This is a genomic window from Streptomyces sp. WAC 04229, from assembly GCF_003947455.1.
Taxonomy (GTDB): domain Bacteria; phylum Actinomycetota; class Actinomycetes; order Streptomycetales; family Streptomycetaceae; genus Streptomyces.
Window position 1 is genome coordinate 44,239 of record NZ_QHJH01000033.1, and the last position, 10,734, is coordinate 54,972.

Here is a 10,734-nt window from a genome sequence, read left to right on the forward strand (position 1 = left end):
CGCTCACACCGGGCGCTGGCGCAGCTCCATGACCCGCAGGCCGAGGGACTGGCAGCGGTCGAGCAGCCCGTACAACTGCGCCTCGTCCACGACGGCCCCGTACAGCACGGTCTGGCCGTCCATCTCCACGTGCTCCAGCTCGGGGAAGGCCCTGGCCAGCGCTGCCGACAGACGACCGTCGACACGAATCTCGTAGCGCATCGATCAGCTCCCTCCTGCGATGCGCACCCGCGTCAGTCGGGTGGCGGCTCCCTGCCCTGCCGCCGCAGACCGGTCTGGACGGCGCCCACCAGCACCCGGGCGGCCACCCCCACCAGGAGCAGGCCGCCGGCCATCTGGATCATCACCACCAGCCGGCCCGTCTGGGAGTGGGCGACGATGTCGCCGTATCCCACGGTGGCGAACGTGGCCAGCGTGAAGTACAGCGAGTCCGTCTTGGTCAGCGCCTCGCTGAAGGTTCCCGGACTGGCCCGCTCCAGCAGGTAGTAGAACGCGGCGAACAGCACCAGGAACAGCACGGCCGTGGCGGCGAGGGCCTCGGCGGCCCGCAGCCGGGGGTGCGGGGAGCGCAGGATGGCCCGGATCTCCCACAGGAAGACCAGGACGACCGCGACCAGGCCGCACACGAACGCCGCCCAGGTGGCGGCCGTGGGGCGCTCGTCGAGCGGCAGCAGGTAGTAGGCGGCGAACAGACCCGTGGTCACGCCCGCGGCCCGCGCGAGGGCCACGGCCGTCGCCCGCCGCCGCCGGGACACCGACCCGGTGAGCGGGTCGGGACCCGCCCGGTCGTCCACCGGTTCGTCCACAGCCTCATCACACCGCCGGACAGGGCCGTGCCGGATCACCCGCGGAGGGTGATCCCGCGCGCCCCCGCCGTCGCGACACTGTGGACATGAACGGACAGGTGTTTCTGGCGTACGACTATCCGCTGCTCAGCGTCTTCTGGTCGCTGCTCTGGTTCTTCCTGTGGATCATGTGGTTCATCCTGCTCTTCCGCATCGTGACCGACATCTTCCGCGACGACGAGCTCGGCGGCTGGACCAAGGCGGGATGGATGGTGTTCGTCATCGTCCTCCCCTTCGTCGGCGTCCTCATCTACGTGATCGCCCGGGGCAGGGGCATGGGCCGCCGTGAGCACGCCCATGTACGGGCCCGTCAGGAGGAGATCGACGACTACATCCGCAAGACGGCGGGGAGCGGGCACGGGCGGAGCGGCAGCGTGGACGAGCTGGCCAGGCTCTCCGAGATCCGTGCCCGCGGCGACATCACGGAGGACGAGTTCCGCAGGGCGAAGGAGCTGGTGCTCAGCGGCTCCGGGCCGGCCGGACCGAAGGAGGCACGATGACCGCGACCCACGGCGCACGCGCGCACACGACCAGGGGGGCCATGGCCGGCGGGCTCACGGCCTTCGCGGGCGTGATGCTGATGATCTCGGGTCTGCTCGGGATCTTCCGGGGCATCATGGCGATCGCCGAGGACGACGTCTTCGTCACGACGCCCGAGTACGTCTTCCGGTTCGACCTCACCGGCTGGGGCTGGATCCATCTCGCGCTGGGCATCCTGGCGGTGCTCGTCGCGCTGGGTCTCTTCCGCACCGCGCTGTGGGCGCGGGTGGTCGGGGTAGGCGTCGCGGGGCTCGTCCTCATCGCGAACTTCCTCTCCCTGCCTTACTACCCGGTCTGGTCGATCGTGGTGATCGCGATGTCGGCGTTCATCATCTGGGCGCTGTGCGTGGTCCGGCAGGACGAGTGACGCCGACGGCCCTCAAGGGCGGTGCGCCGCCGCGTCCTTGGTCAGCTGGACGGCGGCGAGCAGGCTGAGGCCGGGTGCCTCCCCGCGCAGCGTCTTGACGGCCCGCACGGAGTCGACGGGGCCCTCGTGGCCGGCCGCGGCGAGGCGCTCGTGGACCCAGCGGGCGCGCAGCTCGGCGTCGGAGGCCGCGGCGGCCCGCTCGGCGACGGCGGCGGCCGCCTCCAGGCCGGGCCGTTCCTCGGGCGTCGCCGTGGCGAGCGCCTGGCGGATCCCGTGGGCGATGACGTCGGCGTCGCGCAGGACGAGGACGTTGAACTCCGGTGGCTTGCTCAGTCCGAACATGCGGTCATCGTCGATGCCACGGCCCGTCCGCAGCAAGGCGCTTGAGGAGTTCCTGAGCCAAGGGGCCCGTGTCCGTTTCCTTCAAGACCCGGGCGGCGCGCCCTGGCTACGGTGGCGCCATGACCGCACGATTCAACGCCATCGGCCTCGTCGTCTCCGACATGTCCGCCTCCGTGGCCTTCTACCGCCGGCTCGGCTTCGCGTTCCCCGACGGCTGCGAGGGGCAGCCGCACGCGGAGGCCGAACTGCCGGGCGGCATCCGGCTGCTGCTCGACACCGAGGAGTCCGTCCAGTCCTTCATGCCCGGGTGGCAGCCGCCGGCCGGGGGCGGGCGCCATTCGCTCGCCCTGCTGTGCGACACGCCCGCCGAGGTCGACACGCTCTACGCCGAACTGACCGCCGCCGGCTGCCACGTCGAGCAGAAGCCGTGGGACGCCGGCTGGGGCCAGCGCTACGCCGTACTGGGCGACCCGGACGGCCACGGTGTGGACCTGTTCGCCCCGCTAGCGGCGGCCGAGTAGTTCGCCGGGGGTGACGCCCGCCAGTTCCCGTACGTCCCGCGTCAGGTGGGCCTGGTCCGCGAAGCCGGTCCGGGCAGCCGTCTCGGCGAGGGGCGTGCCGGCGCGGGCCTGGGCGAGGGCGCGTTGCAGGCGCAGGACCCGGGCCAGGGTTTTGGGGCCGTAGCCGAAGGCGGTCAGGGAGCGCCGGTGCAGCAGGCGGGCGCCGATGCCGAGTTCGTCGGCGGTGGCGGCGACGGGGCGGCCCGCGTCGAGGGCGGCCACGATGCGGAGCAGCAGCGGGTCGGGGGGCTCCGCCTCGGCGGCCCGGGACATCGCGGCCTCCTCCAGTCCGCGCGCCGGATCGGGGGCCGCGTTCACCCGCGCGGCCAGCTGCCGGGCGCGGGCTGCCGGCCAGAGGTCGGTGAGGTCGACGCGCCGGTCGCGCAGCTCGCGGGCGGGGACGCCGAGGAGCGCGGGCGCGGTGCCGGGCGGGAAGCGGACGCCCGCCCAGGGGGCCGGGGTGCCCTCCGTGAGGTGGGCGCGGGTGTCGGGTCCGGCGACCAGGAGCCGGCCGTCGTGCCAGAGCAGGTCCATGCAGCCGTCCGGCAGGACCCGTCCCGGTTCCGGTTCGGTCGGGGTGTTGGTCCACACCACGGCGTCGGTCAGGCGGGAGGCGCGTTCCGCGTACACGGGTGCCAGGCTACGCCGGTGTCCGGTACTCCTGCGGGCTGACGCCGTACACCCGCTTGAAGGCGGTCGACAGGGCGAAGGCGCTGCCGTAGCCGACCTGGCGGGCGATCGCGCCGAGGGTGTCCTCGCTGTCGCGCAGCCGGTCGGCGGCGAGGGCGAGGCGCCAGCCGGTGAGGTAGGCCATCGGGGGTTCGCCCACCAGGTCGGTGAAGCGCCGGGCCAGGGCGGCGCGGGACACCCCGGACTTCTCGGCGGGCCGGGCGCTGACGTACCGGGCGGTCTCGGCGCGGGAGTACGGCGAGAACCTGACCGCCTTCGGTGTGCCGGCGGAGGAGGCCGCGTTCCTCGTGGAGCTGTTCGGCTCGCTGCTCGACGGCCGCAACGCCCATCTGTCGGAGGGCGTCGAGGAGGTACTGGGCCGCACGCCGAGGGACTTCGGGGACTTCGTCCGCGAGGGCGCGGCGACGGGGACGTGGGACCCGCAGGGGTCCGGCGGGGCCTAGGTTCGTCGGGGGGTGGAGCGCTGTCCCCCCGGGCGGCACGTGAGCGGGCGCGGGCGTGCCCTTCCTCGGAGGCACGGCACTGCGGTTGTGCCGGCCCGGGAGACAGCGGATTCTGTAGGGGACGAACGGGGCTGGTGTGGCGCCATGAGCGCATGGAATACGGACCAGAGTGCTGACTTTCGTGGCCCTCTCGACGTCACCAGGGCGGCCACGGTGGTCGTGGACGCTCAGAACACGGTCATCGGATGGAGCCTCGGCGCGGAGCGGCTCTTCGGCTACCCGCCGCACGAGGTCGTCGGCCGCCTCCTGAGCACGTTCCTGTCGCACGGCCCGACGCCCTCCCTGCTCCCCCTCCTCACCCACTACCGGGGCAACGACATACGCGCCGCCCGGCACCGGGACGGAAACGAGGTGATCGTCGCCGTCGACGGGTGCCCGCTGCCGGGCGCTGGAGCGGCGGAGCGTGTCCTCGTCGCGACGGAGCTGAAGGAGCTCCGGCTCTGGGACGCCCGGCTGGCCCTGTTGCACGGACTGGCCACCCAGTCCCCCGTCGGCCTGGCGATCTACGACGTCGATCTCCGCCTGACCTGGTGCAACACGGCCTTCGAGCGGGAGATCGGACAACCGTTCGCCGAGTTCCGCGGCCTCCGGGCCGATGAGCTGTACGCCGACGGACGATTCGTGACCAAGGGGCATCCGCCCACGCTCGACGCGGTCATGCGTCACGTGCTGGACACCGGCGAGCCCTCGCTCGACCTGCACTTCCTGGGCCGCCCGCCGAGCGATCCGGCCACCGAGCACCTCTGGTCCTGTGCCTACTACCGGCTCCAGGACGCCGACGGCCGGGTCGTCGGAGTGTGCGAGGACGCGTTCGACATCTCCGATCGGTACCGGGCGCAGCAGCGACTGGCGCTGCTCGTCGAGGCGGGTCGCGGGATCGGGACCGCCCTCGACGTGGTGGTCACCGCGGAGAAGATCGCCGAGGTGTCGGTGCCGGCGTTCGCCTCCACGGTCACGGTCGATCTCGCGCGGGTGGTCCTTGAGGGCGAGATGCCGGCCGCCAGCGGCACCGCGGCCATGCCTCTGGTGCGGGTGTCCGCCCGCTCGGCGGACGGGGCGCACACCGAGGAGGCCGGCACCGTCCGCTCACCCGTGAGGTACGCCGCCGGTTCGCCGCAGGACCGCAGCCTCTCCTCGGGTGGGCTCGTCCTCGACAACACGACCCTGGTCGTACCGCTGCGGGCCGGGAACGGCCTGCTGGGACTCGTCACCTTCGTTCGCGACGCGGAGTCGGCCACCTTCGACGGCGGTGAGGTCGCGCTGGCCGACGAGTTGGTCGCCCGCACGGCCGTGTCCATCGACAACGCCCGCCGGTTCACCCGCGAGCGCACCGCCGCCCTGGCGCTGCAACGCCAGTTGCTGCCGCAGCAGTTGCCCGAGGCGTCGGCCGTCGACCTGGCCTACCGCTACCTTCCCACGGACGACGTGACAGGAGTCGGGGGTGACTGGTTCGACGTCATTCCGCTCTCCGGGACCCGGGTCGGACTCGTGGTCGGGGACGTGGTCGGTCACGGCCTGCAGGCGGCCGCCACCATGGGGCGGCTGCGTACGACCGTACGCGCGTTCGCCCAGATGGACATGGACCCCGTCGAGCTGCTGTCGCGGCTGGACGATCTGGTGGCGCAGTCGGCGGAGGAGCAGTGGGGCGGGGTCGGTGTGCCGGACGGCGCCCAGGCAGACGTGACCACGGGGGCGACCTGCCTCTACGCCGTCTACGACCCGGTTTCGCGACGCTGTGTCATGGCGAGGGCCGGGCACCTGCCGCCGGCGGTCGTCGACCCGGCGGGCCGGGTGACCTTTCCGGATCTGCCGGCCGGCCCGCCCCTGGGCCTCGGCGGCCTGCCGTTCGAGTCCCAGGAGGTCGAACTTCCGGTGGGCAGCCTGCTGGCCCTCTTCACCGACGGTCTGGTCGAGGCCCGCGACCACGACATCGATCACGGCCTCGACACCCTGGGACGGGTACTCGGCGACCGGCACGCCCCCCTCGAAGAACTCTGCGACCGCGCCGTGGCGGAGCTCGTGCCGAGCGGCTCGACGGCGGACGACACCGCTTTGCTGCTCGTCCGGACCCGCGAACTCGACGCCTCACAGGTCGTCGAATGGGAGCTGCCCGCCGAACCGGTCGCCGCGGGCCGTGTCCGGGACCTGGCCACCCGGCAACTGCACCACTGGGGCCTCGAGGAACAGTCCTTCACCACCGAGCTGGTCGTCAGCGAACTGGTGACCAACGCGGTCAGATACGCCGAGGGGCCGATCCAGGTACGTCTCATCCGGGACCGCACCCTCTTGTGCGAGGTCGCCGACACGAGCCACACGTCACCGCATCTGCGCCACAGCGGTGAGGACGACGAGGGTGGGCGGGGCCTGTTCATCGTTGCGCAGCTCGTCCAGAGGTGGGGGACCCGTTACTCCCACTCCGGCAAGACCATCTGGACCGAGCAGGCCTTTGCGACGGCGGAGGGGCCGCACGGTCTCCGCCCGCACGCGGGGTCACCTTCGCAAGGATGAGGGGTACGCCTCGGGCGCGCAGACGACGCTGCTCACGAGGCCTCCGGCTTGTCGTGGTTGGCGGGTGGTGTGTGCTTGGCGTGGGTGCGCAGGCGGGCCGTGACGTCCTCCGGGGGGAGGAAGCGGGACCAGCGTTCCGGGAACTCCGAGGGCATGTCGGGGTCCGACTCGCCGTTCGCGGAGGCGCGGGCCACGTAGTCGGCGACCTGGGCCTGGCGCAGCCGCTCGTTGGCCTCGCGGGCCGCGGCGGTGGCGGCGGCGGGCCAGACCCGGTCGATCGCCGCGTTGACCGCGGCCCCGACGAGCACGGCGAACGCGGACACACCGATCCACAGCAGCACGGCGACCGGCGCGGCCAGCGAGCCGTAGATCGTGGGGCCCTCGACGGTGCTGGTGAGGTAGATGCGCAGCAGGAAGCTGCCGAGCACCCACATGCCGAGGGCGACCAGCGCGCCGGGCACGTCCTCGATCCACGGGGAGCGCACCGGCACGGAGACGTGGTACAGCGTGGTCAGGAAGGCCACCGACAGGAGGATCACGACCGGCCAGTACAGGACCTGCACGACCGTCGTCGACCAGGGCACGATCCGCACCACGGCGTCCGGTCCGGCCACCATCAGCGGCAGCGCGACGGACCCGATGAGCAGCGCCACCAGGAAGAGCAGGAAGGCCATCAGGCGGGTCTTGACGATCCCCCGGACGCCGTCGAGGCCGTACATCACGGTGATGGTGTCGATGAAGACGTTCACCGCGCGGGAGCCCGACCACAGGGCGAACAGGAAGCCGATGGAGATGACGTCGGGCCGGCCGCCCTTCATCACGTCGTCCAGGATCGGCTCGGTGATCTGCTTGACGCCCTTCTCGGAGAGCACCGCGCGGGAGGCGTCCAGGATGTTGTTGCGCAGGCTCTCGGTGGTGTCGGCGCCGATCCAGGAGTCGACGTAGCCGAGCAGTCCCAGGAGGCTCAGCAGCAGGGGCGGCACCGACAGCAGCGTGAAGAACGCGGCCTCGGCGGCCAGGCCGAGGATGCGGTACTCCATGCACGAGTTGACCGTGTCCTTGAGCAGCAGCCAGGCGGTCCTGCGTTTGGAGACGTTCCGGTACAGGACCCGGGCACGATGAAGCCGGCCGGAGGGCCGTTCGGGGGATTCACTTGCTGGCTGCACGACCTAAAGGTATCCGCCGACGGGGGTCGCACTCATCCGCGGACGCCCACCGGCCGGTGCCGGCTCCGCGCAGGTCCCCGGCACGATAGGTTCACGTTCATGGCAGGCAGCACCCACACCGTGACGAATCAGGCGCCGCCGCTGGTCGGCCACGACGTCTTCACCGGCGACCGGGCCCTGACGGCCGCCGTCGAGCGGCACCTGGCACCGGAGCTGCGCGAGGAGGCGCTGGCCGAGCTGTCGGGCCTGGGCCGCAGCTGCGGGTCGCTCCAGGCCCGGGAGTGGGGCGAGCAGGCCAACACGAACCCGCCGGTCCTGCGCACCCACGACCGGTACGGCCACCGCGTCGACGAGGTCGACTTCCACCCGGCCTGGCACCGGCTGCTCGGCAAGGGCGTCGCGGCCGGTCTGACCGCGGCCTGGACCCGGCCGGGCGGCCACGTGCGGCGCGCGGCCGGCTTCGTCATGTGGACGCAGGTGGAGGCGGGCAACTGCTGTCCGCTGTCCATGACGCACGCCGCCGTGCCGGCCCTGCGCGCCGATCCGGGCCTGGCCGCCGAGTGGGAGCCGCGGCTGACCTCGCGGGTGTACGACCGTGAGCTGCGGCCGGCCCGGCTGAAGGCCGGCGCCCTGTTCGGCATGGGCATGACGGAGAAGCAGGGCGGCAGCGACGTACGGGCGAACACCACGTCGGCCCGGCCGCTCGCCGAGGACGGCACGTACGAGCTGACCGGGCACAAGTGGTTCTGCTCGGCGCCCATGTCGGACGGCTTCCTGGTGCTGGCGCGGGCCCCGGGCGGGCTGACCTGCTTCCTGGTGCCGCGCGTGCTGGCCGACGGCACCCGCAACGTGTTCCTGATCCAGCGGCTCAAGGACAAGCTGGGCAACCGGTCCAACGCCTCCGCCGAGGTCGAGTTCGACGGCACCTGGGCGCGCCGGGTGGGCGAGGAGGGGCGCGGGGTGCCCGCCATCATCGACATGGTGGCGGCGACCCGGGTCGACTGCGTGCTGGGCTCGGCGGGTCTGATGCGGCAGGCCGTGGCGCAGGCGGTGCACCACTGCGGGTACCGGGAGGCGTTCGGCGCGAAGCTGGCCGACCAGCCGCTGATGCGCAACGTCCTCGCGGACCTGGCGATCGAGTCGGAGGCGGCGACCACGCTCGCGCTGCGGCTGGCGGCGGCCCAGGACGCGGCGGGCGACGGCGACGAGCGGGAGCGGGCGCTGCTGCGGCTGGCGGTGCCGGCCGCGAAGTACTGGGTGACGAAGCGGTGCGCGCCGGTGGTGGTGGAGGCCGCCGAGTGCCTGGGCGGCAACGGCTACGTCGAGGAGTCCGGCATGCCCCGGCTGGTGCGCGAGTCGCCGCTCAACTCCATCTGGGAGGGCGCCGGCAACGTACAGGCACTGGACGTGCTGCGGGCACTGGCGCGGGAGCCGCTGGCGATGGACGCGTACCTGACGGAGGTGGGCCTGGCGCGCGGCGCCGATCACCGGCTGGACGCGGCGATCCGGGGCCTGTTGACGGAACTGGCGGACCTGGCGGACGCCGAGGGGCGGGCGCGGCGGCTGGTGGAGCGGCTGGCACTGGTGCTCCAGGGCTCGCTCCTGGTCCGGTACGCGCCGCCGGAGGTGGCCGACGCGTTCTGCGCCGCGCGGCTGGGCGGCGACGGGGGCGCGGCCTTCGGCACGCTGCCGCCGACCCTGGACCTGGCGTCGGTGGTGGAGCGGGCCCGGCCGGGGGCCTGATCCGGCCAGGTGGTGCGGAGGTGGTGCTGCGCCGACACGGCACCACCTCCGCCACACGGGCCTGTTCGGGCCGCGTACGCCGCTCGGGACGGCGTGGTTCAAGTCTGGCCACCCGCCCCGCCGTCCACCAGGGTTGCAGGGGGTTGCAACTTGCTGTCGGCCGTATGCGGACTGTGCCCTCACGAGGGCGGGCAAGCGGTCACTATGAGACGGACATCCGGCTTCCGGGAGGACGAGGACCTGTGGCGCTCTCGCCGATGGACGTGACCCAGTTCGCCGCCGTCGACGCGGCGCGTGCGGCCCGGATGCTCAGCGAGGTCCGCTCCGCCAGGCTCTCCGGCGGACAGGCCCCGGTGGCGCCGAGGCCGGTGATCGAGCAGTCCTGGGAGCGGGTGCAGCGCAGCGGCGTCGATCCCGACCACGACGTCCGCTCCGGGCTGCTGTCGCCGGAGGAGGTGCGGCGGCGGCGCGAGTCCTCGGCGCTGCGGCACGTGCTGCCGGTGCTGCGGGAGGCGCTGCTCTCGGTCGCGGACGTCGCCCACCACATCATGGTGGTCGCCGACGAGGACGGCCGGGTGCTGTGGCGGGAGGGCAGTGCGCCGGTGCTGCGCAGGGCGGACGGGCTGGGATTCGAACTCGGCGCGGACTGGCGGGAGGAGACCGTCGGCACCAACGGCGTGGGGACGCCCGCGGTGACGCGTCGGCCCGTACAGGTCTTCGCCTCCGAGCACTTCGTCCGGTCCCAGGCGACCTGGACCTGTGCCGGGGCGCCGATCACCGACCCGCGCAGTGGCCGGCTGCTCGGCGTGGTCGACGTGAGCGGGCCGCTGGAGACGATGCACCCGGCGACGCTCGCCTGGGTCGACTCGGTGGCCAAGCTCGCCGAGGCCCGGCTGCGCGAGCTGCACGCGCGGTCGCTGGAGCGGCTGCGGGCGGTGGCCGCGCCGGTCCTGGCCCGGCTGGACGGCCGGGCGCTGGTGACGGACCGGGACGGCTGGACGGCGGCGGTGACGGGGATGCCGTACGTGGACCGGGTGGCGCTGCCCAAGTCGCCCGAGGCGGGGACGAGGTGGCTGCCGGCGATCGGGGCGTGCACCGTGGAGCCGCTGGCCGGGGGCTGGCTGGTGCGGGCCGCCGAGGGACCGGTGCCGGGGGGTGCCGCCCGGATCGTGCTGGACCTCGCAGAGCCGCGCCGCCGGTCGGTGCGGGTGCTGGGCGGGGCGGGGGACTGGGCCCGGGAACTGAGTCCCCGGCACGCCGAGTTGCTGTACCTGCTGGCCGTGCACCGGGGCGGCCGCAGCGCCGCGGCCCTGGCCGAGGACGTGTTCGGCGACCCTGCCCGCACGGTGACGGTGCGGGCCGAGATGTCCCGCGTCCGCAGGTACCTGGGCCCGTACCTGGAACATCGGCCGTATCGTTTCTGCGAAGACGCGGAGGTGGAGCTCCTCCTCCCGCCCGACCCCCGCGACC

At 73.2% G+C, this 10,734-nt stretch carries 11 protein-coding genes and 2 pseudogenes; 7 read left to right on the forward strand and 6 right to left on the reverse strand.

Annotated features, from left to right (window positions below; genetic code table 11):
- Positions 1 to 3: 3 nt before the first annotated feature.
- Positions 4 to 201, reverse strand: coding sequence for a hypothetical protein (locus DMH12_RS12575; protein ID WP_125491661.1), 198 nt, complete (start codon positions 199 to 201; stop codon positions 4 to 6).
- A 32-nt stretch (positions 202 to 233) separates the two neighbouring features.
- Positions 234 to 806, reverse strand: coding sequence for a potassium channel family protein (locus DMH12_RS12580; RefSeq protein WP_125491662.1), 573 nt, complete (start codon positions 804 to 806; stop codon positions 234 to 236).
- A gap of 86 nt (positions 807 to 892) precedes the next feature.
- Here DMH12_RS12580 and DMH12_RS12585 point away from each other — a divergent pair, with 86 nt between their 5' ends.
- Together DMH12_RS12585 and DMH12_RS12590 are read left to right on the forward strand one after the other, a co-directional pair.
- Positions 893 to 1,345 carry an SHOCT domain-containing protein gene (locus DMH12_RS12585; RefSeq protein ID WP_125491663.1) on the forward strand — a complete coding sequence of 151 codons (453 nt, stop codon included), beginning with the start codon at positions 893 to 895 and terminating at the stop codon, positions 1,343 to 1,345.
- On the forward strand, positions 1,342 to 1,752 hold the full coding sequence (locus DMH12_RS12590) for a hypothetical protein (RefSeq protein WP_125491664.1): 411 nt from the start codon (positions 1,342 to 1,344) through the stop codon (positions 1,750 to 1,752). The genes DMH12_RS12585 and DMH12_RS12590 overlap by 4 nt, the downstream gene beginning before the upstream one ends.
- 12 nt (positions 1,753 to 1,764) lie before the next feature.
- Here DMH12_RS12590 and DMH12_RS12595 read toward each other — a convergent pair whose 3' ends face one another.
- On the reverse strand, positions 1,765 to 2,094 hold the full coding sequence (locus DMH12_RS12595) for a hypothetical protein (protein ID WP_125491665.1): 330 nt from the start codon (positions 2,092 to 2,094) through the stop codon (positions 1,765 to 1,767).
- Positions 2,095 to 2,213: 119 nt separating this feature from the next.
- Here DMH12_RS12595 and DMH12_RS12600 point away from each other — a divergent pair, with 119 nt between their 5' ends.
- Positions 2,214 to 2,615 carry a VOC family protein gene (locus DMH12_RS12600; protein ID WP_125491666.1) on the forward strand — a complete coding sequence of 134 codons (402 nt, stop codon included), beginning with the start codon at positions 2,214 to 2,216 and terminating at the stop codon, positions 2,613 to 2,615.
- Here the strand turns inward: DMH12_RS12600 and DMH12_RS12605 are convergent.
- Both DMH12_RS12605 and DMH12_RS12610 read right to left on the reverse strand, forming a co-directional pair.
- Entirely contained in the window at positions 2,598 to 3,284 is a 687-nt protein-coding gene (locus DMH12_RS12605) for a helix-turn-helix transcriptional regulator (RefSeq protein ID WP_125491667.1), read from the reverse strand. The genes DMH12_RS12600 and DMH12_RS12605 overlap by 18 nt on opposite strands.
- 10 nt (positions 3,285 to 3,294) lie before the next feature.
- A pseudogene (locus DMH12_RS12610) lies at positions 3,295 to 3,537 on the reverse strand (helix-turn-helix transcriptional regulator); the annotation flags it as partial.
- Between DMH12_RS12610 and DMH12_RS12615 the strand changes: the two are divergent.
- Together DMH12_RS12615 and DMH12_RS12620 are read left to right on the forward strand one after the other, a co-directional pair.
- A pseudogene (locus DMH12_RS12615) lies at positions 3,533 to 3,787 on the forward strand (NmrA family transcriptional regulator); the annotation flags it as partial. The pseudogenes DMH12_RS12610 and DMH12_RS12615 overlap by 5 nt on opposite strands.
- A 144-nt stretch (positions 3,788 to 3,931) precedes the next feature.
- The gene (locus DMH12_RS12620; RefSeq protein WP_125491668.1) at positions 3,932 to 6,355 is read left to right on the forward strand and encodes a SpoIIE family protein phosphatase; all 2,424 of its coding nucleotides are present in this window, start codon (positions 3,932 to 3,934) and stop codon (positions 6,353 to 6,355) included.
- 32 nt (positions 6,356 to 6,387) lie between these two features.
- Here DMH12_RS12620 and DMH12_RS12625 read toward each other — a convergent pair whose 3' ends face one another.
- Positions 6,388 to 7,521 (reverse strand): YihY/virulence factor BrkB family protein, encoded by a 1,134-nt coding sequence (locus DMH12_RS12625; RefSeq protein ID WP_163016051.1) that lies wholly within the window; start codon positions 7,519 to 7,521, stop codon positions 6,388 to 6,390.
- A 99-nt stretch (positions 7,522 to 7,620) separates the two neighbouring features.
- On the opposite strand from DMH12_RS12625, the gene DMH12_RS12630 reads away from it, so the two are divergent.
- Complete coding sequence (locus DMH12_RS12630; protein WP_125491669.1) at positions 7,621 to 9,264, forward strand: acyl-CoA dehydrogenase family protein; 1,644 nt, start codon at positions 7,621 to 7,623, stop codon at positions 9,262 to 9,264.
- A gap of 242 nt (positions 9,265 to 9,506) precedes the next feature.
- On the forward strand, positions 9,507 to 10,734 hold a 1,228-nt coding region (locus DMH12_RS12635), incomplete at its 3' end, for a GAF domain-containing protein (RefSeq protein WP_148107522.1).

What these genes read in the sequence shown, in the direction of transcription:
- DMH12_RS12575 (WP_125491661.1), bottom strand. Translation starts at nt 201, where the DNA reads ATGCGCTACGAGATTCGTGTCGACGGTCGTCTGTCGGCAGCGCTGGCC.
- DMH12_RS12595 (WP_125491665.1), bottom strand. Translation starts at nt 2,094, where the DNA reads ATGTTCGGACTGAGCAAGCCACCGGAGTTCAACGTCCTCGTCCTGCGC.
- DMH12_RS12620 (WP_125491668.1), top strand. Translation starts at nt 3,932, where the DNA reads ATGAGCGCATGGAATACGGACCAGAGTGCTGACTTTCGTGGCCCTCTC.
- DMH12_RS12630 (WP_125491669.1), top strand. Translation starts at nt 7,621, where the DNA reads ATGGCAGGCAGCACCCACACCGTGACGAATCAGGCGCCGCCGCTGGTC.
- DMH12_RS12600 (WP_125491666.1), top strand. Translation starts at nt 2,214, where the DNA reads ATGACCGCACGATTCAACGCCATCGGCCTCGTCGTCTCCGACATGTCC.
- DMH12_RS12585 (WP_125491663.1), top strand. Translation starts at nt 893, where the DNA reads ATGAACGGACAGGTGTTTCTGGCGTACGACTATCCGCTGCTCAGCGTC.
- DMH12_RS12590 (WP_125491664.1), top strand. Translation starts at nt 1,342, where the DNA reads ATGACCGCGACCCACGGCGCACGCGCGCACACGACCAGGGGGGCCATG.